Origin of the sequence: Shewanella sp. AC91-MNA-CIBAN-0169, from assembly GCF_040310165.1 — a bacterium.
Lineage (GTDB): Bacteria > Pseudomonadota > Gammaproteobacteria > Enterobacterales > Shewanellaceae > Shewanella.
On the sequence record NZ_JBEOPM010000021.1, the window covers coordinates 69,518 to 91,455 of the forward strand.

The 21,938-nt window shown below is 41.7% G+C and carries 18 protein-coding genes; 7 read left to right on the forward strand and 11 right to left on the reverse strand.

The features are described 5' to 3' along the window. Positions 1-8: 8 nt before the first annotated feature. The 3 genes from AAEY98_RS16820 to AAEY98_RS16830 form a co-directional block, all read right to left on the reverse strand. Positions 9-1,688 carry a 4Fe-4S binding protein gene (locus AAEY98_RS16820; protein ID WP_351018299.1) on the reverse strand — a complete coding sequence of 560 codons (1,680 nt, stop codon included), beginning with the start codon at positions 1,686-1,688 and terminating at the stop codon, positions 9-11. A gap of 155 nt (positions 1,689-1,843) precedes the next feature. Next, positions 1,844-2,500, reverse strand: coding sequence for a DUF3306 domain-containing protein (locus tag AAEY98_RS16825; RefSeq protein WP_192116470.1), 657 nt, complete (start codon positions 2,498-2,500; stop codon positions 1,844-1,846). Beyond that, complete coding sequence (locus tag AAEY98_RS16830; protein ID WP_059745292.1) at positions 2,497-2,964, reverse strand: DUF3305 domain-containing protein; 468 nt, start codon at positions 2,962-2,964, stop codon at positions 2,497-2,499. The genes AAEY98_RS16825 and AAEY98_RS16830 overlap by 4 nt, the downstream gene beginning before the upstream one ends. 349 nt (positions 2,965-3,313) lie before the next feature. Here AAEY98_RS16830 and AAEY98_RS16835 point away from each other — a divergent pair, with 349 nt between their 5' ends. Beyond that, positions 3,314-4,168, forward strand: coding sequence for a formate dehydrogenase accessory sulfurtransferase FdhD (locus tag AAEY98_RS16835; protein WP_162021982.1), 855 nt, complete (start codon positions 3,314-3,316; stop codon positions 4,166-4,168). Here the strand turns inward: AAEY98_RS16835 and rlmF are convergent. Together rlmF and AAEY98_RS16845 are read right to left on the reverse strand one after the other, a co-directional pair. Then, positions 4,165-5,247 (reverse strand): 23S rRNA (adenine(1618)-N(6))-methyltransferase RlmF, encoded by a 1,083-nt coding sequence (rlmF, locus tag AAEY98_RS16840; protein WP_351018304.1) that lies wholly within the window; start codon positions 5,245-5,247, stop codon positions 4,165-4,167. The genes AAEY98_RS16835 and rlmF overlap by 4 nt on opposite strands. After that, on the reverse strand, positions 5,247-5,648 hold the full coding sequence (locus AAEY98_RS16845) for a flagellar basal body-associated protein FliL (protein ID WP_101087457.1): 402 nt from the start codon (positions 5,646-5,648) through the stop codon (positions 5,247-5,249). The genes rlmF and AAEY98_RS16845 overlap by 1 nt, the downstream gene beginning before the upstream one ends. Before the next feature lie 126 nt (positions 5,649-5,774). Between AAEY98_RS16845 and AAEY98_RS16850 the strand changes: the two genes are divergently transcribed. Further along, positions 5,775-6,389: a chorismate--pyruvate lyase family protein gene (locus AAEY98_RS16850; RefSeq protein WP_182744131.1), complete on the forward strand. Its 615-nt coding sequence runs from the start codon at positions 5,775-5,777 to the stop codon at positions 6,387-6,389. A gap of 90 nt (positions 6,390-6,479) precedes the next feature. On the opposite strand, the gene AAEY98_RS16855 is transcribed toward AAEY98_RS16850, so the two are convergent. The 3 genes from AAEY98_RS16855 to AAEY98_RS16865 all read right to left on the reverse strand — a co-directional run bounded on the left by AAEY98_RS16855 (position 6,480) and on the right by AAEY98_RS16865 (position 10,441). Then, the gene (locus AAEY98_RS16855) at positions 6,480-9,320 is read right to left on the reverse strand and encodes an immune inhibitor A domain-containing protein (RefSeq protein ID WP_351018307.1); all 2,841 of its coding nucleotides are present in this window, start codon (positions 9,318-9,320) and stop codon (positions 6,480-6,482) included. Continuing rightward, a complete protein-coding gene (locus AAEY98_RS16860) occupies positions 9,320-9,637 on the reverse strand; it encodes a hypothetical protein (RefSeq protein ID WP_102036395.1) in 318 nt (105 codons plus the stop codon). The genes AAEY98_RS16855 and AAEY98_RS16860 overlap by 1 nt, the downstream gene beginning before the upstream one ends. Positions 9,638-9,844: 207 nt before the next feature. Further along, the gene (locus AAEY98_RS16865) at positions 9,845-10,441 is read right to left on the reverse strand and encodes a YhgN family NAAT transporter (RefSeq protein ID WP_041412685.1); all 597 of its coding nucleotides are present in this window, start codon (positions 10,439-10,441) and stop codon (positions 9,845-9,847) included. Between the two features lie 317 nt (positions 10,442-10,758). Here AAEY98_RS16865 and AAEY98_RS16870 point away from each other — a divergent pair, with 317 nt between their 5' ends. From AAEY98_RS16870 to hemN, 3 genes are all read left to right on the forward strand, one after another. Continuing rightward, positions 10,759-12,345 carry a ZIP family metal transporter gene (locus AAEY98_RS16870; RefSeq protein WP_351018310.1) on the forward strand — a complete coding sequence of 529 codons (1,587 nt, stop codon included), beginning with the start codon at positions 10,759-10,761 and terminating at the stop codon, positions 12,343-12,345. A gap of 55 nt (positions 12,346-12,400) precedes the next feature. Further along, positions 12,401-13,150: an NRDE family protein gene (locus AAEY98_RS16875; RefSeq protein ID WP_059745304.1), complete on the forward strand. Its 750-nt coding sequence runs from the start codon at positions 12,401-12,403 to the stop codon at positions 13,148-13,150. Positions 13,151-13,346: 196 nt separating this feature from the next. Further along, positions 13,347-14,723 (forward strand): oxygen-independent coproporphyrinogen III oxidase, encoded by a 1,377-nt coding sequence (gene hemN, locus AAEY98_RS16880; protein WP_192116465.1) that lies wholly within the window; start codon positions 13,347-13,349, stop codon positions 14,721-14,723. A gap of 72 nt (positions 14,724-14,795) precedes the next feature. Here hemN and add read toward each other — a convergent pair whose 3' ends face one another. Beyond that, positions 14,796-15,794 (reverse strand): adenosine deaminase, encoded by a 999-nt coding sequence (gene add / locus AAEY98_RS16885; protein WP_101087463.1) that lies wholly within the window; start codon positions 15,792-15,794, stop codon positions 14,796-14,798. 216 nt (positions 15,795-16,010) lie between these two features. On the opposite strand from add, the gene AAEY98_RS16890 reads away from it, so the two are divergent. Both AAEY98_RS16890 and AAEY98_RS16895 read left to right on the forward strand, forming a co-directional pair. Next, positions 16,011-17,819 carry a DUF885 domain-containing protein gene (locus AAEY98_RS16890; RefSeq protein WP_351000320.1) on the forward strand — a complete coding sequence of 603 codons (1,809 nt, stop codon included), beginning with the start codon at positions 16,011-16,013 and terminating at the stop codon, positions 17,817-17,819. Between the two features lie 62 nt (positions 17,820-17,881). Next, positions 17,882-18,856 carry an alpha/beta fold hydrolase gene (locus tag AAEY98_RS16895; protein WP_351018314.1) on the forward strand — a complete coding sequence of 325 codons (975 nt, stop codon included), beginning with the start codon at positions 17,882-17,884 and terminating at the stop codon, positions 18,854-18,856. On the opposite strand, the gene AAEY98_RS16900 is transcribed toward AAEY98_RS16895, so the two are convergent. Both AAEY98_RS16900 and AAEY98_RS16905 read right to left on the reverse strand, forming a co-directional pair. Further along, positions 18,822-21,143 (reverse strand): putative bifunctional diguanylate cyclase/phosphodiesterase, encoded by a 2,322-nt coding sequence (locus tag AAEY98_RS16900; protein WP_351018317.1) that lies wholly within the window; start codon positions 21,141-21,143, stop codon positions 18,822-18,824. The genes AAEY98_RS16895 and AAEY98_RS16900 overlap by 35 nt on opposite strands. A gap of 580 nt (positions 21,144-21,723) precedes the next feature. Continuing rightward, positions 21,724-21,938 (reverse strand): hypothetical protein (locus AAEY98_RS16905; RefSeq protein ID WP_351000311.1); only part of this gene is annotated, 215 nt, incomplete at its 5' end.

Here is a 21,938-nt window from a genome sequence, read left to right on the forward strand (position 1 = left end):
GAGATCTCTTATTGCAATTGCTTTTCTGGATCGTCAAGGATGTCTTCAAACATGTCTTTTACACGGCAATCGCCACACATTTTCAAACGTTCAATATTGGCGCTAAACGCACTATGTTCACCTACCATCTCAATTATTTTTTTCACCATAGATTGGGTGGCAAATTCACTACCACATCGAATACATTCAAACGGAGGCTCATGTTTTAATACTTGAACTTGTTGTCTTGTAGACTGATTGAAGTTGATTTGAGGTAGTAAACTAATGACGTTTTCGGGACAGGCCGCTTCACATAAACCGCATTGGACGCAATCTTGCTCAACAAATTTAAGAGCAGGAGCGTCGCCGCCATCCTTTAACGCTTGGGTTGGACACGTTGACACACACGACAAACATAATGTGCACTTGTCACTGTTAATGCTAACCATACCGTAGGGAATATTCGCCATGGTTAACACGTCATCAACACCTGCAGCTTGACCATTTAGGTGGTCAATCGCTTGGAACATAATACTGCGTTTTATATTGGTATTAGGTTCGATAGCGTTCAAGGTCATCGGCATGATTACTGGCCAAGCTAAACTAATGGCTAGCGCCTCATCTAACTGGGTTAGCTCTGACGGGGTAATTAAACGAATCCGTTGTGGCTGTCCCATTTGGTCGAGTATGCGATTTGCTAATGTAGACTCACCTTTAAGCATTTGCAGTAATGTTGGTGCCGTAACCGGAGTATGTAGAATTAAAATTTCGCGTGCACCATTGGCTAATGCAGCCAACCAATGATCAATACTTGCTACAGTGATTTCTTCCATTGCAACAGGTAACACGTCACCGCTTAACTGCTCGTTAATCCATTCTGCGCCAGCTTCATTGTCATGAAATAATATTACTGGGGCAGTTTGCGCTTCTTGACGATAACGACTAATTAACTTTTCGAGGTAAGTATGCAGTGAGGCTGGGGTTGGTAAATCATAGCTTAGCGCCCCAGTTGGGCATGCATTAGTACAGCTGCCTGCGCCATGACAAAGATAAGGGTCAATTTCAATTTTATGTGCAACGCTACTAATGGCATCAGCAGGGCAAAAGTTTAAACAACGATTACAACCGTTTAAACCGTGTTTATCATGAGCGCAAATATCGCTGTTAACTCGGACATAGCGCGGTTTATCAAACTCACCGATTAACTCTGGAATACTGGCAATCGCATCGGCAAGTAAATCACTGTCTTGGCCGACATAAAAGTAACCAGGAGGAAGCATTTCAAGGTTAATGCATGGGCTGTGGCTTAAATCGAGCACAATATCAAAGTGCGCTTGGCGTATGGCGACCACACTTAGTTCGGTAATACCGCTTTCACCTTCAACTTTGACCTGAAACTGGCCTAAAAAACCTTTTACGCTGGCCAATTTATTGTAATAACTTTCAACATCAGTGGCAGCATTCATCACCGCTTCAAGGTGAGTTTCATCTTGGTTAGTGATCGCTTCATTGGCTAAAATGACTCGGCTTGCCATTGTGGACAATTTGTCCGCAGCTAAACGCGCGAGATCTTCAGGCCCAATAATAAGCACATGCCCCTGGGTGGTATAGCTAACAGTGGGCGGAATTAAATTTTGCAAAATCTGCGTATTCGCCATCACCTGTTGTCGTGCTTGTTTCAGCTGTGGCTGGTTTTTTCTTATACTCATTGCGTTCCCAATTATCGGTTTTTATACCTCATTAACAGTGATAGCTCAGTTCACTGTTCACGCTTATTGCACGTAATAGATTGACATTAACTTGTTCTAAATCTGTAACTAACGACTTTTATTTATGTCATATTCATCTGGTGACTGTGTCGTTATTACGCTTTCGCCTCATCACTGGCGACAGCTTGCTTTATCAGATCATCATCCTGGTAAAGCGGTTGTTCTGCTTGCGATAACGCCGCAATCGTTGTGGCATCATTATCGGCTAAATCGATTGAGTCCTCTTCGGCTATCGAGTCGGTTTGTTCGGCTAATTCGTTTGGTGCTAATTCAGCGGGGTCAGCTAAGTCAGTTGGCGCTAAGTCAGCATCTAATTCTGGCTCAGGCTTTTCTTTTTCAATGACATATCGAAACACTTTACTGGCCAACTCTGCAGATACATCCGCTGACAATAGCGGTTGATTGGTATAATCCAATGCATATTCAAGCAGCCCATCGATATGACCATATTGTGGCTGTTTCCATAATGCTCGTAGCGCAGCAGCTTTAGTCGTTGGGTCGACACTTTTGGCCATAAAGCGGGCAAAACTGCCACCTACTTCAATCGAGTTTGGGTCTGGTAATGCTTCTGGCTCTGCCACCTCATCCGCATCTATAGCGCTAACGTCTTCGATTGGTTCAGCTGTTAGTATGTTGAAGTCATCAGGCTTTTCTTGTGCCTGTTGCAACAACTCTTCTTGTTTAGCCTCTTCAGCAACCCGCTGACGCCTAATTTCCCAACGGTTAAGAAGACCTTCTGCTTTATCGCTCATTGCATATTTCCAGAGCGATTCGCGCTCGGCCCTTCATTTTTACGGCGGTTAACATGCTTGCGTCTATGAGCGCTGATTTCCACTTCGCCGTGACGAGTGATGAATGCCTCTATCCAACAGGCAATGGCACTAGGCATGGGAATATTGAGCACTGGAGTATCTGATTCTAGGCAACCGGCACTCACGTGTTGATCGGCAGAGATCATCGCAGGCACCCATGTGCCATCAATCAATTCATCGCACACAATAAAGAGTGTTGCATTATCCATATCGAGATTGATGCGATAACTACCACGTTGATCTTTGTACAATTCCAGTGGCACCAAAACAGAATTGTCTGGTTGCTGCTCTGTTGCTGGAACCATTTGATCCAGCTCCCAGCGAACAGATGTCCAGCGCCCTACTTGGGTTTGAACCTTTTTCAATGAAACATACATTGGCCAAATCGTGTCGGTGTGTTGCATGGTAATGCTTACCTCTGACATGAATATGTGTATTGAAAAATACACTTGATTGATTTGTTTATAACTAAAATAGGAGCAAAAATGATGCCAACTAAAAAGTAAAATTAACTTTGAACTAGATCCCGAAATCCCTCCTAAGAATAGGACAATATGTCCACAGTGCAATTTTAGGTGGGACATTAATACGCGCCAAATTCATTGAATTTGTGAAGATTTGCGCCAGATCACGCTTAGACAAGTTGTTTTCAGTTTAAGGAATAATAATTGCTATGATCATCAGGTGTTGAAGCAGGCAAACTCTGCCTATTCTTTCAATCTATGAATGACCCACTAAGAGGCTATCTCGCTTATGACTCAATCTGTTTCAGCCACATCTTTGCAGCGCAATGCAATAAAGTTTGTTAAAACCAACACGCAGGTTCCGCTCACCATTGCAGTTAAAGCCATCAACGAACAAGGCCAGGTCGTCGATAAATTTGTCGCTTGCGAACGACCATTAACCGTATATTTAAATTGGCGCCCCATCGTAACCTTAATGACATTGGGGGCTAAACCAGAGTCACTCACTATTGGCTACTTAAAAAACCAGGGGTTTATTAGCGAGTTAAGTCTATTAGAGTCGGTTATCGTTGATTGGGAAGTCAGTTCAGCGGCGGTGATTACCCAAGAGATATCTGAAGATATTGAGCAGAAATTGGCCGAAAAAACAGTGACGTCTGGTTGTGGCCAAGGCACTGTTTACGGTGGATTTTTACAAGGCTTGGATGAGATTGATTTACCTACTCCATCACTCAAACAATCGACTATTTATGCCTTACTCGGCAATATCAATGCTTATAATGAAACCTACAAAAATGCCGGCGCTGTGCATGGTTGCGGAATATGCCAAGACGAACAAATTTTAGCATTTGTTGAAGATGTTGGCCGCCACAATGCCGTTGATACGTTGGCGGGAGATATGTGGTTAGATCAGCAAACGGGACACGATAAGATTTTCTACACTACAGGCAGATTAACATCAGAAATGGTCATCAAAGTCGCCAAAATGGGCATACCAGTATTGTTGTCACGCAGTGGCGTTACCCAAATGGGCCTAGATTTGGCCAAACAAATGGGCATTACCTTGATAGCTCGTGCTAAAGGGCGACATTTTTTGGTGTATCACGGCAGTGAAACGATTGAGTTTGATGCCACTAAAGATTAAGGACGTAATGTGGCCCATTGTTGGCGTATTGCCGGGGCTAAAAAGCTCCACGCTAAAATACGGGTCGCTTTATTACCTTGTGTCATCTCGATAGTTTTGACTTCCACAGCATTAAGCTGTTTAAGTAGTTGATAACAAGGTTTGAGATTGTCCGACTTTGACACGAGTGACGTAAACCATAGCACTTGGTTGGCATAATCATGACTTTGCTTGATCATGTTGGCTAAGAATTGTTGCTCACCACCATCACACCATAACTCGGCTTTTTGACCGCCGAAATTAAGCGTCGGTTTAGCCTGACTAACCGCTAACTTACGCGATTGTTGACCATGTTTTTGTTGCTGGCTTTTGGCTAAATTTTTGACTTTCCGTAATGAACCTTCGGAAGCTTCAGCGAGTGAGCGATGAAACGGTGGATTACACAAGGTGACATCAAACCGTTCATCTGCAGCGATGATATTCTTAAATATATGCTCCGGTTGCGGCTGTAATCTTAACTGTAAATGCGTGGTAATCTGGGCGTTTTGCTGAGCAATTTTAGCAACATTGTCGATAGACACAGGATCAATATCGGACGCCACAAATTGCCAACCGTAGGCTTGAATACCCAGCAATGGATAAATTCCATTGGCACCAGTGCCGATATCTAACCCTCGAATACTTGCCCCTTTGACTACTTTGCCTTTAACCGCTAATAAATCAGCAATGTAATGCAAATAGTCCACACGCCCAGGGACTGGCGGGCATAAATATCCTTCAGGAATATCCCAACCGTTAATATGATATTCACTCAGCAATAATGCTGCATTGAGGCTTTTTACCGCTTTTGGGTCAGCAAAATCAATGGAAGGATTACCATAAGGATTTGGCCGAACAAAAGCGGCTAGTGCTGGCATAGCAACGATCAATGCAGCAAAGTCATAACCCTGTAGATGGGCATTACGCGGATGCAATGATTTTGATAACACAGGCTTGTTAGGCTTCACAGAAACAGGATTAACCTTGGTAGCGGATCGGCTTAGCGAGCGCTTAGCTGCATTATGCTTGGCTCGCATCGGAGGCGTTGTTGAGCGAGTCATTAATCGTATAAATATTTAGTAAATAATAAGTTAACCACAATAGAGCGACCGACTTCTTGTTCCATAAGGCGGTTGACGGTCTCATAGCATTCACGGCGGATCTCTTCACGACCAGATAAGGATTTAACCTTTTCTTCTGACTGATTACCCAAAATTTCAACAATGGCCGAGCGTAATAAAGGATCATGATGTTCTAAGCTCATTAAATCGTTCGGATCTTTTACCATCAATTCGACACTGATTTTAACAAAACCTAACTTTTTACGGTTAGAAATATAGTTAGTCACAATATCAGGCTCAAAACCGTAATAAGCATAATCTTCGAGGGCTGGTTCATCAGCTGCATGGACATTAAATGCGAAACAACACAGCATAACTAACGTTGAAACCAATTTTTTCATAGTGAGAGACACCCTTTCAATGTGGAACGTTAATTAAATAAGCCATCGTGCCCACTCCCTAAGAGTGTTTGCTCATCTTTGACATGATAGACTACTGCCGTTGAGATATATTGTAACGAGTTTTAGATGAACGTGACCAGTATTAGCTTTCCTTATGGTGAATCAATTCATTGGTTTTCGCCACAAAAGATCGATTCATTGCCTCATAGCCAACTTAAAGAGTGGCTATTAGCAACCGGAAGTTTGACCCAGCGCCTCAAGACACACTGCAAACACTTTGAAGTGAAAGTGTTAGGCGAGCATTTACTTGAGCCTCTAGCAGATGAATTTCCTGCTCAAACTAATCCTGTTTGGGTCCGCGAAGTATTATTGTGTCTTGACGGCACCCCTTGGGTATTTGCCCGCACACTGATCCCACAGACTATTTTAGGCACTCAATCCCCTAATAATCAAAATGCTGATGATAAACAGATTCGCAATCAACAGAATGATTTTACTCGCCTTGGCACCCGACCTTTAGGTGAGTTATTGTTTAATAGCCCAGACATTACTCCCGGCAATATTGAAGTCGCTCAGTTTGAAACCTGTGGCCGTTTAGCAGCACTAGCCACCAGCTTAAATCAACAGGTTAACAGTAGTTTATGGGGGCGTAGACGTTACTTTAACTTGCACGGTTCACAGCTTATTGTTAGCGAAATATTTCTGCCTGCGGCTGTCGAGTATATCAATCAAAGCACTTAAGGTTAACGCTACTCAGCACCTTGTAAACCTAACTCAGTAATCAAAATAAAAAACGCCCTTATGGGCGTTTCTGTTGTTTGCTACGAGAGATTAAACTCGTTTGCGCTGATAGCCCAATAGACCAAGCATTAATACACTTAACCACCCCAAACTACCACCGCTACTACCACTATCTGTTGTGGTTGTGGTTGGTGTAGTCACTGCCACTATTGGCGACGATACTGTGATTGCTTGACTGGCTGTCGACTCGTTACCCTGAGAGTCTGTGGTTTTTAAGGTAATAGTATAACTGCCAGCGGCTGTATAGGTATGACTTGGGTTTTGCGCCGTACTAGTATTGCTATCGCCAAAATTCCATTGATAAGTCAAGTTACCAAAACCTTGGCTGGAGGTGTTTGTCAGAGCCACAGTTAAGTTCGTCGGTAATAAAGTAAAAGCAGCTATTGGCAGAATAACCACTCGGACGACGTCGGTTGCTGTCACGGTATTACCCGCGCCATCGGTAACAATAACACTGACGTTATAATCACCCGATGTGGAATAAGTATAGCTAGGGGCAGTATCGGTACTGGTGGCATTATTCACGCCAAACGACCATGTATAAGTGTAATCAGTGCCGCCACTCACGACCACATTAAAACTAACATCTGCACCGGTTGCTTGTGCATTAATGTCGGCGACAAGTGTCACCGGTGGTAGCACGCTGCTGTCAGACAAAGCAAATTCAACGGTTGCAGTACTGCTGTCTGTTGCTTGCTCTGTGACTTGCATGGTTAGGCCTAACTCAGGCAATATCAGCCCAGCCTGTGGTTTTAGCGGCGCGCTGTAATCACGATTGTCGTCAAATAGCGGCTCGGCGGCTAAGTGGCTATCACCACTGTATGAACTTTGAGCAAATAAGCTAAATGCTGCATCGCGAATTTGCACATCAGTAGATTGACTGCCAATCAAATTTTGGTCTGCATCGACCACGCCAATTAACCCTTTTCCAGGATGTTCTGACACATTGTTATCGGTTTGATTGAAGTTTTCTAACCATAACAGCACACCGGGTTCGTATTTGTCATAAACCAGCCCAGCGTCTACACCTTGGTGGCTGCGTAATTGCACAATGTAACGTCTCGCTTTACCAGCAAGACTGTCTTCAATTCGGCTAAAACCAGATAGCGTTGCAATGCCGCTTGATTCGGCGCCATCGATATAAAATGCCGTGCCTTGATTAGTTAATTGAATATCATCAATCGCCATACCATAATCACCAACGGCTTCATCGGTTTTATAGACCACACTGATTTGCACATCACGACCGGCATATGCACTCAAATCAAATATTAGATCAACCCAGGCATCGCTTCCATACGCGGTACTAATGTCGCTCGATTTACCGCTAATAGAATGTTTTACCGTAGGGTAAATTGAATTTGTACTGTTTGTGTGGTTACCTTCTATAGCAACGCTATCAACCAACACCTGCACATAATCATAATCGTCTTCAATATCCCAATGGGCTTGAAATGATAATGCTAATGGCGTATCTAATGGTAAGGTCACATCAAATGACATGGCATTATTGATCATATTGCCTTGACCTGAATAATACTGATATTGACCCGTTAATGGTGCTTTAAAAGCAACAGCCTCAGCGGGTAGCGCTATAGATAGCTGGTTTACGGCATCAGTATTGACGGCATGGTTAAGTTGCACAGCGGTACCGTTACTGGTTAAATCGGCAAGAGATATATGCTGCTCATTAACCCACTTACCTTTGTATTTTTGCTGTAAGAAAGATTTTGCATATGGGCTAAACCCACTTGGTTGAGCACCAGCAATACTACCGGTCCAGCTACCGCCAGACATCAATGACCAAGCACCTACAGGTGAACCATCACCACTATTAGTGGTGTCGTACTCATCTGGTAAGCCTAAGTCATGACCAAACTCGTGGGTGCATACTCCAGCCGCTGCATCGATTGGCTGCACGGTGTAACCGAATACCTTAAGGGCGCGACCAGGAATAATATAACCATTGGTATTTGAATCGACATAAAAACGATGCGACCAAATGGCATCTTCACCCAATACTCCACCACCAGCTTCTTCACCGATGCTTGAATGAAACAGCATCACGTGATCGATAATACCGTCTGCTTCGTCATAATTACCGTCGCCATCGATATCAAAAGGGTCTTCAATATCGTATTGGGCTAATTCAAGGTCAGTCATGTTTTGCACGGCTTTGGTCACCGCTTCTTTGACGAGCTCAGGTACTGCCTTGTCATTTTCATCAACATCATTACCACCGTAATAAGCGGCATTGTTGTCTGCGGTTACCCAGTCTTGCACTTGGCCAGTAAAATAAAAGCTATTACCCGACACCGCCTGAAAATACTGATAAGCCGATTGCAGGGTTTGATTACTTGGGCCTGTAAAACCGGTTTTTGAAAATAGCAGTTGCTGATAATGTGATGTTGGGTAGTTGCTGTAATACATGTCCGTATCACCTACGTTAAGCTGGTTAGCATCATGAGGTAAATCAGGAAAGTCTACCAATACAGCTAACACCTTTACCGTTTTAGTAATATCTTGATCGGCTAAAACTTTGTTATTTGCTGCGGCATATTGAACACTTTTAGTGTTTTTTTGCGCTGAGCGTTTAATCCGTAATTGTTCCGCTTTTACTTCAATGGCAGCAGGTTTAAAAGTAGCATTTCGACCACGGCTTACAAAAGCATCTACAGCAGCTTGTTTTTCAGCTTCGCTGGCATCAGCACTCACTTCGCCGCGTTTAATTAACCAATACAATACTTGTTGTTCATTAATTAGCCCTGCATCTGCAGGTGTACCTGTTTGTGGAGCAGCAACAGCCATGCTGCTACATGCAAGCAATAAAGATGAAACGGCTAACCCTTGATATTTAGTCAACTTACTCATTACGACTTACCTGTATTTGGTGTTGGTTTATGGCATTTTTCAAATGCTTTTTGGCGTTTAGTTATATAATCAGCAACAATTTTATCTATTTGTGCTTGATCCATGTCCGCGGTGATGAGCCCTTTCTTGCGCAAATTTTCAGTTAATTTGGTGCGATCACGTAAAGGTGGCATCGCACTCGGACCACAATCTTTAATTAATGGTTTGGTTACCACTACAGTGGCTGCTTGTTCGTCTACCTTTGATGCTGCTGACTGATTTTGACACCCTTGCAAGGTCATAAAAACAAGCCCCAACATGACGATAATATATTTCATAATTCACCCCAAGCAATAATTACATGACATTAACAGTTGCAACCGCAGGGTTACAATTAAATTAGACATTCTTTAATGTAAATAAATCTGTTCGATTAAAAATTAATACAAATGGCTATTAACCCAGCGTCAAAAAGCAGTAAGCCGACTCGGTTAAGTCGGCTTACTGCAGTTACTTAGCGCAATGCTTATCTATAACAATTTAGCTTAATTCACCGTGGAGTTGATATAATTTGATATTCCATCCAGTAACATTTGTACTGATATCATCACCAATACCATCCCCATGAGTCGCTCTACCGCGATTAAGCCTTTCTCACCAAGGATACGAGTAAACAACTTATAGAACATTAAAATAACGGCACTCATGCCCCATGCTGAGACCAACGCAATAGTCCAATCTGTCATGCGGCTGCTATCTGTGTGCGCCAATAGGATCAATGCCGCTAAAATAGATGGACCAGCCATTAGCGGGATAGCCATCGGAACAATAAAAGGCTCTTCACCAGCAGCTAATCCAGCCACGCCACCCGGCGAAGGGAAGATCATTTTAATCGCGATTAAGAACAAGATAATGCCGCCCGCAATGCTTACGGATTCAGAACGTAAGTTCAGAAAGTTAAGAATAGCTTCACCAGCATACAAAAACGACAACATGATAACCAACGCAAACAGCAGTTCGCGGATTAAGACTTTACGGCGCTTTTTGGGATCAATATGCCGCAATATGGAAGCGAATATAGGTAAATTACCCAGCGGATCCATAATCAAGAACAACATGACGGCTGCAGAAAAAATATCCATGGACAACAATCTTTTAATTAACAAAATATGGGCTACATTGTATACCCAACGCAGTAACATAAGCGATGAAAACAGCCAGTTTATTGATGATTACAAGGCGTTAGTTGTTAATAATAGTGAATAATGCCTCATCAAAAATAGCCACATACGCTTGCCAAAGTGATGACCAGAAAAAGGTTTTTGGCTTTAACGTCAATGACTAGATCTGCATTCTCTATAGGTTCTAAGTAAATTTTTCAGCTTGAGATATTCACACGCTACAATACTGGTTTAAAATGGTATACTGCGTTGTTTTTTTCGATTTATTTCTGGATAACATGCTCTATCTAATCGCTAGCTGTATTGCACTGCTGTTTGGGCCACTTTTTTATCGCTTCTTTTCATCAGGTAGCGGATTACAAAAAGGCCTAGATGGATTTATATTCGTCTCCCTTGGCGGATTGGTGCTCATTCATATTTTGCCAGAACTGTTGGAGCATGGTGGGTTTATCACGCTATTGTTTGTCATGCTTGGCGTTTGGGGCCCGACAGCCAGTGAAAAACTGTTTCATCGATATTCAGAAATCACCCACAACATCACCCTCACACTCGGCATTGGCGGACTATTACTGCACACCATTACAGACGGTGGAGCGATGGTATTGGCACAACAAGAGGGTAATTCGACACTTCTAGCCTTAGGCGTGATCATGCACCGCCTACCTGTTGGCGTCGCTATTTGGTGGTTACTCAAACCTCAAGTCGGCACTCGATGGGCTAGCGCCGTTTTAGCTGCAATGATGGTATTAACCAGCGTCGGCTACTTTGCTGGCGAACATTTGTTAACTCAATTAAGTCTTGAAAACACGGTTTACTTGCAAGCCTTTGTTACCGGTTCTATTTTACACGTGGTATTACATCAACCTCATGGTCATCAACAAGAAGACAAGCAAGGTCAATATCAATACCAAGCAGGCATTGGCAGCCTATTAGGTTTAGGGTTATTAGCCCTACTGCTACTGATGGATACTGGTGGCCATGAACACGCTCATAAAGACCATGGTTCAGAGCAATTCGTTAGTTGGTTGCTGACTATTTCTCCTATCTTATTAGGCAGTTATTTTATCGCCACCGCTAGGTTTTCTGCTGGATTACGCCCATCTCATCCTTCCCTAGGGTTACGTTGGTTGCAGCGTCTAGCGGGTCCTGAAGCATTGTTAATTACCTTATTACTATTGGGCCCTTGGTTTGCGCTTTACCAAATATTGGGACTATTAGCTATTGGGGCACTAATGACGCTGACAAAAGTTGATATAACAGATCCGCACCCAACACTTTCTGAGTCACCTTGGCGCTTTGGCTTTAGCCAATTAGTCGACCGAAGTGCCCCCTGGATTATCCTTAGCTTAGTATTAGCAAACCTAATAGGTCATCCCTCAGTTCCGCTTGAGAACCCCGCATTACAGGTATTTATTTTGCTATTAGTCTTTTTACCGATGCGTTTTTGTAATTTAGGCACGGTAATTTTGGCGCTTGCCTTGGCTTACAGTGGTTGGAGCCAAATTGCAGTGGCATTTACTTTACTCGCTGCGCCGGTACTCAGCATCGGCCAGTTGAAGTTAATGAATTGGAAACAAGGACTCATGTTAGGCGGGATTTTACTGGTAGGATTAATGGTGGCAGATCAACTCACTCTGAGCTCATCATTAACATTACAGTTACCTGAGGCGGCCAATATACTTGGTCTAGTGGCAATCGTTTTATTGTTTGGCGCCAGCTTATTGCGACTTGGACCTCGAAAATTTTTAAGCCGTTTGATGATCAACCTAAAATCAGCACCACATAGCCATGACCACGGCCATCATTCAGACACCAAAGCTGCACATCATCACGAGTCAGCTTCGACACATAAGCATCATCATTAATCATAATCGATTTATTAGGTTATGATGGCGGTGTCGATACTTTTAAGGGGCAGTCATGTGTATTTTATTTATTGCCGTTGAGGCGCATCCAGATTACCCCTTAATTGTCTGTGCTAACCGCGATGAATTTCATCACAGAGCAACCGAACCCGCCTATCGTTGGGCAACAACACCAATCATTATCGCAGGGCAAGATAAACAAGCCGGCGGTACTTGGTTAGGAATTAATGAACAGGGTCAATTTGCTGGGCTAACCAATATTCGAGCAATCGAACAGCAAGATGGCGTTCGCAGTCGTGGAGAGTTAGTCGTTGACGCGCTAACCAAACAACACATCAATAGCCAATGGTTAACTGAACACTCGATAAACTACAATCCGTTTAATTTAGTCTTCGAACAGCACAATCAACTCCATTGCTTTAACAGTAAAACCTTAACGACCACTTTGCTTAAGCCTGGTTTTCATGCTGTGAGTAACGGTGCGCTGGATGATATATGGCCTAAAATGGCTAAAGGTCAGCAACAGCTACAAAGCTATATCAAACAAATGCAATCACCTTGCATAGACCAATTACTCAATATCATGCGCGATACTTCTCAACCCAAAGATCAAGATTTACCTCAAACAGGCATTAGTCTTGAGTGGGAACGGCGTCTATCATCTATTTTTATCGAACATGAGGAATACGGCACTCGTTCAACGAGCATTGTGTTGAAACACCGCAGCGGTAAAGTACAACTTACTGAAGTGAGATACGATGGTAAGGCGCGCAATTTAGGCTCTCAACGTTTTAACCTTGGCTAGAAACCAGCCTTACTTAAATAATCGCCAAACACAAACTGTGACCTGCTGCACAGTCTGGTCATTATTTCATATCAGCTATCGCTAAACCTCACTAATCACCATAGGCAACATTCATTTTTACAACCTAGATCAAGGTTATTTGATCACGAACATTGCATACTTCGCCTGTTGCTAATTTACTCCCGGAGGACACGCCTTGAAGCAGCCCACTCAGATTAGTTGGGATCAGTCGATGATCGAAAAGTACAATTACAGCGGTCCCCGTTATACTTCTTACCCGACCGCACTAGAGTTTGACGATGCCTTTACTGAGCAAAATCTACTGACATCTATTAAAAACAGTAAGTCAGACAAACTGTCGCTATATGTGCATATTCCTTTTTGCGCCAAGCTTTGCTACTACTGTGGTTGTAATAAAATTATTACTCGCCACACACACAAAGCAGATCAATACATTGAATATCTGGCCACTGAAATTATTAAACGCGCCCCATTATTCAAAAATTATACCGTAACCCAAATGCATTGGGGTGGCGGAACACCGACATTTTTAAGCCCTGAACAAATTCTTAAACTGACCGCACTAATTAAACAACACTTTAATTTTGCTGACGTGGGTGAATACTCAATTGAAGTTGACCCGCGAGAGATAGAACTCAGCATGTTAGACACCTTAAAAGAAGCTGGGTTTAACCGGGTGTCTATTGGTGTTCAAGACTTTAATAAAGAAGTACAAATTGCCGTTAACCGTGAGCAAGATGAACAATTTATTTTCGACTTAATTGCCAGAGCTAAAGAACTCGGTTTCGTGTCCACTAACGTTGATTTAATTTACGGTTTACCGCTGCAAACGCCAGAAACCTTTGCAAAAACCATTGCACGCATTATTGAGCTATCGCCTGATCGTCTATCTGTCTTTAACTATGCACATTTACCATCGCGTTTTGCTGCACAACGTAAAATTAAAGAACATGATATGCCTGCTCCACAACAGAAATTAGATATGCTTCGCCAAACGATAGAATCGTTAACAGATGCGGGTTATCAATTTATTGGTATGGACCATTTTGCCAAACCCAATGATGAGTTGGCAAAGTTACAAAATGCCGGTAAATTACATCGTAATTTCCAAGGGTACACCACCCAAGAAGAATGTGACTTGCTTGGGTTAGGGGTATCATCTATCAGCCAAATTGGCGACTGCTATGCCCAAAATCAAAAAGATATTCGTCCATACTACGAATCTATTGATGCTAATGGTCATGCATTATGGAAAGGCTGTAGCTTAAATCACGATGATGAAATTCGTCGCGCGGTCATTAAACAGATTATCTGTCATTTTGATTTAGACATGGATAAAATTGAACAAAAGTTTGCTATTAACTTTGATGAATATTTTGCTGAAGATCTAAAACTGTTGCAAACATTCATTAATGATAAATTGGTTGATATCACAGACCGCAAACTTACCGTTAGCACGACCGGTCGTCTACTTATTCGAAATATCTGTATGTGCTTTGATGTATATTATCGTCAAAAAGCTCGTCAGCAACAGTTTTCAAGGGTTATTTAACTCACTGTTTATGCAAAGTAGAATACAAAAATAGCCAGCATTTGCTGGCTATTTTTTTCTCACATTCGCCATTTACTTCGCTTTTTTAGCGTATAACGCTTTGCGGTCACTGTCAGACATAAAGGCCATTTCAACCCCATTACGTTGCAATGTCGCCAGCTGACTATCACTGAAACCCATTTCAGATTTAACCACACGATATTCATGAGCGATATCAATAGCACTCACTCCTGGGTCATCGGTATTAAGACCAATTAATACACCAGCATCCATAAATTTACGCAGTGGATGAACATCGTAATCTTGAACGGTAGACGTATGTAAGTTGCTAGTTGGACATGATTCAATTCCAATACGATGCTTGGCCAAATACTCCATCAACTTCGGATCATGAATCGCATTCACGCCATGCCCAATTCGGGTTGCACCCAGTACGTTAATGGCTTGCCACATACTTTCAGCACCCGCGGCTTCACCAGCATGGGCGGTAACTTGTAGCCCTGCATCTCGAACACGCTTAAAGTGCTCAGTAAACAAATCGCCTGGGAAACCAAGTTCATCGCCGGCTAAGTCCATCGCCACAATGCTGTCACGATGGGCAAGTATGCCTTCAAGTTCTAAGCGGCATTTTTCTTGTCCAAAAGAACGCGACATAATACCAATGAGGTTAACGCTAATATCCTGCTCTTTTACACCTGCACGTACACCATCGATAACGGCTTCAACGACACCTTCAATGGGCAGATTATGATTCATCGCCATGTAATAAGGGCTAAAGCGCAATTCAGCGTAATCTAACCCTTGCGATGCTGCATCAATAACATTTTCATAAGCAACACGCTTTACAGCATCTAGATCAGCTAATACCGCGACCATCCAATCTAGTTTCTTCAAAAAATCGACTAGGTTGTTCTCTTTCCCTTGGATTTGCACAAATGGCGCAAGCTCTTCTAGCGAATTAGCGGGTAACTGAATACCGTGTTGGTGGCCTAATTCCCAAATAGTTTTTACATTAACATTACCGTCTAAATGTCGATGCAAATCAACCAACGGAATGGTTTTATCTATCATAATTAACCCCTATAAACTTACCCTGCCATTAGTTTAATTTTGTCGGTCAGAGAATCGTATTCAGTTTAACATGTATTTATACAAATTCTGATGGCCAATGTTTTTTTCTGGAATCTACCACACTAAAAAGCAAACGCTAATTTGGAATGTGTTTTTTATACTTAAATCGGGCATACTCTAATGCTAACAAACAGATTAAACCATAAAGGACTATAGATGCGCTTGCTTATCCTACCTGCACTGATAATGTTAAGTTTATTGGGTTGTAGTAGCCATTCAACCACGACTCAGGTTGATACCCCAATCACTGGCCAACAAACGCAGATAGATAGAGATTTACAAGCGATTATAGACCAGAGTTGGGCGGTTAATTTAGCTTACTCACCGGAGTTAGCCGCCAGTTTAGGAGATGCATCAGTAGCTGCAAAGCTTGACGATTTATCTGCAGAAACATTAGCAGAAAAGAACCAACAGACGCTCAAAATTCTCCATACACTTAAGCAGCTTGACCGGAAAAACTTATCCAAATCAGATGTCATCAATGCTAAGATTTTACAAGACCAGCTACAAAACGAAGTCGACATGTATCGGTTTCATGACCACTATTTACCCATAACAGCTGAAAGTGGTTTTCATGCTTATATTGCGTCTATTGCTAAAGCTCGCTTCAATAGTATTGAAGATTATCAGCACTATTTAGCTAAACTTGAACAATTACCACGTTATTTTGCCCAACAAATATATTGGCTCAAACAAGGTTTAGCCAGCGGTATTACTCCGGCAAAAATCACCCTGAATGGATTTGAAGACAGTATTAGCGCATTTATTGTTCCGGTTGAGAGCAGCGGCTACTTTACTCCGTTTACCCACTATCCTGACCATTTTAGCGCAACAGAAAAAAATACGCTGACCCAACAAGGCAAAACAATCGTAGAACAAATCGTGCTTCCTCTGTACCAACAGTTTTATAATTTCATGACTGAGGAGTATATTCCCAACGCACGAATAGACATCGCGGCTTCGGCTTTACCAGATGGCGCTGCGTTTTATCAAAACAGAGTTGAGTATTACACCACGCTGCCAATGACAGCTGAACAAGTCCATCAACTTGGATTACAAGAAGTTGCTCGTATAAGATCAGAAATGGAGCAGGTAATTAAAGGTGTTGGCTTTAAAGGCAGTTTTGCGGATTTTTTAATGTTTTTACGCACGGATCCACAGTTTTATCCTAAAACCGCTGATGAGTTACTTAAAGAAGCAGCATTTATTGCCAAAAAAGCAGATGCCATGTTGCCTAAGTATTTCGGCAAATTACCGCGCACACCTTATGGTATTGCACCGGTACCTGCTGAAATTGCGCCTAAATACACCACAGGGCGCTACTCGGGTTCAAACCGTGACGACGAGCCTGGCTATTATTGGGTAAACACCTACGCCTTAGACAAGCGACCACTCTATGAGCTTGAAGCTCTAACCCTACACGAAGCAGTGCCTGGGCACCATTTACAAATATCACTCAATAAAGAACTCACTGACTTACCTAATTTTAGACGTTACAGTTACATCTCTGCATTTGGTGAAGGTTGGGGCTTATATTCAGAATATTTAGGCGTAGAAGCTGGATTTTATCAAGACCCATACAGTAACTTTGGCCGGCTAACCTATGAGATGTGGCGTGCGGCGCGTTTAGTCGTCGACACCGGCATGCATGCTAAAGGTTGGAGCCGCCAACAAGCGATAGATTTTATGGCCGGTAATACTGCACTTTCAATGCACAACGTTACCACTGAAATAGATCGCTATATTTCCTGGCCTGGCCAAGCGTTGTCATACAAAATTGGTGAATTAACCATAAAACGGTTACGGGCTAAGTCTGAAAAGGCATTAGGAAAAAACTTTGATATCCGAAAGTTTCATGATGCCATTTTAGAAAATGGTTCTATCCCAATGTCGGTATTAGAACAAATGGTTGATGAGTTTATTGCTAGCCAAAAGGCGATAATAAAACAAGCAAGTAACGGATAATCAGACAGATAAATACATCGAACACACAATACTTTAGATATAAATGAGCTGGCTTAATAACTATGCATTACATGAAATTTTCATCAGAACTAAAGCTCGATACCAGTGAGCAACGACACTTTTGGCAACAAGTACACCAATCGAGTTTCTGTACTGATGACGGTATAAATATTGCCTATGCGATGATCCAACATCCAAACAATCAGCGCGCAATCGTGATAAGCAATGGCAGAGTTGAATCCTATATAAAATATCAAGAATTGATGTTTGATTTATACCAACAAGGATTTAGCGTTTACGCTTTAGATCATCGAGGACAAGGGTTATCAGACCGGCTGACACACAATCCACATCAGGGTTATGTTGCCAACTTTACCGATTACACCGAGGATTTAACTCAATTTATTGAGCAGGTCGTACGCCAACAACAGCATGATGAGCTATTTATCATCGCTCACTCAATGGGATGCACCATTGCCAGCGATTACATTAATCAACACCCAAATACGTTTACGGCAGCAGTCTTCTCTGCTCCAATGTTTGGTATTCGATTACCGTTTACAAAACCCATCATTCGTTGGCTAGCACAAAAGCTTGATAATAATCGTCTGGAAGCAAATAAAGTACACAGTACATTTGTAATAGGGGGAACTCATTACAAACCAGACAGCTTTAAACGCAACCGACTCACTCATAGCCAACAACGCTATAAGCACTATCGCAATATCTTCGAAAAAACCACTAAAGCACAGTTAGGCTCACCGACTAACCATTGGTTACTAGAGGCAATGGATGCAGCGGAGAAATGCATCAACTACGCTAAGCACAGCCAGACTCCGATACTAATTTTGCAAGCTGAAAAAGACACGATTGTCTGTAATGAGGCGCAAAACGTAGCACTAAGTACTCATTGCCATAAAGTCATTATTGAAGGCGCATATCACGAAGTGTTCATCGAAAAAGATAACATGCGTAATATCGCCCTATCTCATACCATTGACTTTATTGCACAACACTCAAAGATAACTGTGTCTTAATTAATTGAATAATGTCGTCATGAGCTAATGGGCGGCTGATAATATAGCCTTGAAACCAAGTACATTTTGCATGGGTCAGTAAATTGAGTTGCTGCTTATTCTCGACTTGTTTAGCCACTACAGGGAAGTTTAACTTAGTGGCAAACTCAACAATGGCATTCACTATGTTAAAGGTTTCAGGGTTATATTCTATGTCCTCAATATAAACAGCTGCTAACTTCACTTGTGAAAAACGAATACCTTGTAATAAATGGACCGCGCAAGAACCTCCACCAAAATTATCCATCGCAATGTTGACACCAAATCGTTGTAACTCAGCTATTTTGTTTCTGGCAACATTAGTGTTCACCACGAATACATCTTCAGATAATTCGAACTGAAACAATGCAGGAGAGACATGTGCTGCATTGATTCGGTTCATCACTACGTTTACAAAATGATCTTGATGAAAGTGACGTGAAGATACATTTAATGACATTAAAGGAACTGTCGCATTTGCCTGTTGCAGTGTTTGAATAAGTTCACAGACTTGATCTAATGCCCACAGCTCTAATTCAAAGATACAATCAGACAGTTCAGCTGACGCAATAAACTTACGCGGGCTAATATATCCGTACTGTGGGTGATACCAACGCATTAGCACTTCAATGCTATTGAGCTGCCCGGCCTGATCAACAACGGGTTGATAAACCAATGACATCTGCTTGTTCTGGATAGCCAGTTTCAACTCGTTTTGTAATTTGAATGGTTGCACTTGATTCTGGTCTAATTCCGGTTGATAAATAGCGCAACCATTAGAGCGACTATCTTTTGCTTGCTCCAGAGCGCTATCTGCACGGGCCAATAATATTTGAGGTTCTAATGACTCAATACCATCAAAAACAACTAATCCGATCCGAGCTGAAATGGATAAGTTTTGATCTGAAATGGTGTAACCGCGGCCAATTAACTGCCTCACTTCACTTGCCAATGCTAATGCACGTTTACTTGCTTGATCAATTTCATTACCAAAATTTTTGGCTAGAATAACGAACTCGTCCGCGCCAAGTCGAGCAACCAAACCAGCACTAGAAAATGTGCCAGATAAGCGTGCTGCTATCTGCATTAATAATCTATCACCAAGTTGATGACCCAAAGCATCATTAATTAATTTAAAATTATCTAAATTAATCATAAGCAGTGCAGAAAACTGACCAGTCTTGCGGCTAAGAACCTGTAAATCATAGAGCTGATCGGCTAATACATCACGATTAATTAAATCCGTAAGACCACTATGACCCTGTTTTTCGGTTGTAATATGTTGGCTTTTTACATCACCAGAAACATCTGTTATTGTGCCGATAATTCGTAATGGCCGTCCTAATTCATCCCACTCAACTATTTTGCCACGATCTAGAATCCAAATATATCGTCCATCTTTATGACGTAAACGATGCACACTTTCATAATATTCATGTTGATTACTGATGTAATTCTGTAAGGTATTTAATACCTGCGCCTTATCATCACGATGTAAACGCGACTCCCAAACAGAATAATCATTATCGAGCTCATAAGGTTGATAACCTAGGATATCTTTCCAACGATCAGAAACAAACACATCGCCAGTAGCAATACACCAATCCCAAATACCATTACGAGCACCCTCAACCACAAAAAGCCAACGTTGCTCTGCATCATTGAGGCGTTTTTTACTGCGAGATAACCGGCCATTAACCTGATTCAAATAATCGCGTAAGTTAACTAGTTCGGTCGATGTGCACACGATATCAGTATTGAAATCAGGAGAGTCGAGGTTTTTAGCGGCTTGGCTTAATTGAGTTAACGGTCTAATCAGTAAATAATGCAACATGACACAGAATAAAGACAACAATAGAGCACCAATCCCCCATATCTCTATAAAGCGCTTTAACAGACTATCAACCGCTTCTGATAAAATATTGGCAATGTCATATTCTAGATAAATAAGCTCTACAGAATTTGAATAACTATAACGAGAATTAGCATTAAGAGGATAGTAAGCCTGAATCGATAAACGGTCCAAATTCACCTTTAAATAAGGTTTATTATTGGTGATGACAATTCTATGTAAATCAGCAGAATAACCTTCTAGCACGTTAGTGGCATTACTTTCTCGCCAAATAATATGATTAGCGAATTGAATTTCACTACTCGAATCAAGTATCACATACACCATCATGTTTTGATCTGTTGAAACTAAAGCAACCTCCTGCTCTATTCGTTCTAAATCATGCGTCAACAGCGATGATTCAACTACATGCCGCATTCGAAATAAATCTTTCTGTATTTGCTCTGACTGTCTTAATGCAAGCTGATCATTTAGCTCTGCATGCTCATAGAAATACTCCCCACATACCAAGCCAAGGTAAAGGATAAAGATACATGCAGGAACAAGTAGAGACAGAGAAAGTTTTGGCAACCGAGGCAAAATAGACCCACCCAATTAAATATATGAAGATATGCTAGCGGTAATCTTATCAATAAGTAAAGAAATAGTTATGAATCCTAATAGCATATACGACATAAAAACTTTTTATTTATTAAACACTTTAAATAGATCTACACACTTTAACTTGTTTAACGGATAAGTGTTATTTTATTTACACAGATGAAGTATGGCACACAGCTCAAACCACTATCATATTATCAATAAGGTTAAAGTGGTAGGAATATACAGCAGACGAAATCAACTTATGTTAACAATAGATTATATCAATTTTCAAATACCGAAATTTGGTTTCAAGATTAATAATTGCTCGCAAAAAATATAATAAAGCCTTATACCTACTACATATCATGTAAAAAATGATGATATCTTCACCAATATTTTACATTGTAACCATGAATTAGCAGTAATGACTCTGGTTAAAAAAATTAGCTTCTTGTTTACTGAAGTAAATATTGTTAAAGACCTGCATGTCAGTAAATGGCAGAAGTAAAAATACCTGATTATCACGCCAGGTCACGACTCTTTCAAATCCATCAGGCGCCTGGAAATGACCTACTCTTTTATCCCCGAAGGGGACGCATGGGCATATTCGACAAACTGCTGTCATGTTTT

Coding starts and splice junctions, on each gene's coding strand:
- AAEY98_RS16890 (WP_351000320.1), top strand. CDS start 16,011: ATGCGCTTGCTTATCCTACCTGCACTGATAATGTTAAGTTTATTGGGT.
- AAEY98_RS16870 (WP_351018310.1), top strand. CDS start 10,759: ATGCTCTATCTAATCGCTAGCTGTATTGCACTGCTGTTTGGGCCACTT.
- AAEY98_RS16875 (WP_059745304.1), top strand. CDS start 12,401: ATGTGTATTTTATTTATTGCCGTTGAGGCGCATCCAGATTACCCCTTA.
- AAEY98_RS16895 (WP_351018314.1), top strand. CDS start 17,882: ATGCATTACATGAAATTTTCATCAGAACTAAAGCTCGATACCAGTGAG.
- rlmF (WP_351018304.1), bottom strand. CDS start 5,247: ATGACTCGCTCAACAACGCCTCCGATGCGAGCCAAGCATAATGCAGCT.
- add (WP_101087463.1), bottom strand. CDS start 15,794: ATGATAGATAAAACCATTCCGTTGGTTGATTTGCATCGACATTTAGAC.
- AAEY98_RS16820 (WP_351018299.1), bottom strand. CDS start 1,688: ATGAGTATAAGAAAAAACCAGCCACAGCTGAAACAAGCACGACAACAG.
- AAEY98_RS16845 (WP_101087457.1), bottom strand. CDS start 5,648: ATGAAAAAATTGGTTTCAACGTTAGTTATGCTGTGTTGTTTCGCATTT.
- AAEY98_RS16850 (WP_182744131.1), top strand. CDS start 5,775: ATGAACGTGACCAGTATTAGCTTTCCTTATGGTGAATCAATTCATTGG.
- AAEY98_RS16860 (WP_102036395.1), bottom strand. CDS start 9,637: ATGAAATATATTATCGTCATGTTGGGGCTTGTTTTTATGACCTTGCAA.
- AAEY98_RS16855 (WP_351018307.1), bottom strand. CDS start 9,320: ATGAGTAAGTTGACTAAATATCAAGGGTTAGCCGTTTCATCTTTATTG.
- AAEY98_RS16835 (WP_162021982.1), top strand. CDS start 3,314: ATGACTCAATCTGTTTCAGCCACATCTTTGCAGCGCAATGCAATAAAG.
- AAEY98_RS16900 (WP_351018317.1), bottom strand. CDS start 21,143: ATGCGGCATGTAGTTGAATCATCGCTGTTGACGCATGATTTAGAACGA.
- AAEY98_RS16830 (WP_059745292.1), bottom strand. CDS start 2,964: ATGCAACACACCGACACGATTTGGCCAATGTATGTTTCATTGAAAAAG.
- AAEY98_RS16825 (WP_192116470.1), bottom strand. CDS start 2,500: ATGAGCGATAAAGCAGAAGGTCTTCTTAACCGTTGGGAAATTAGGCGT.
- AAEY98_RS16865 (WP_041412685.1), bottom strand. CDS start 10,441: ATGGATATTTTTTCTGCAGCCGTCATGTTGTTCTTGATTATGGATCCG.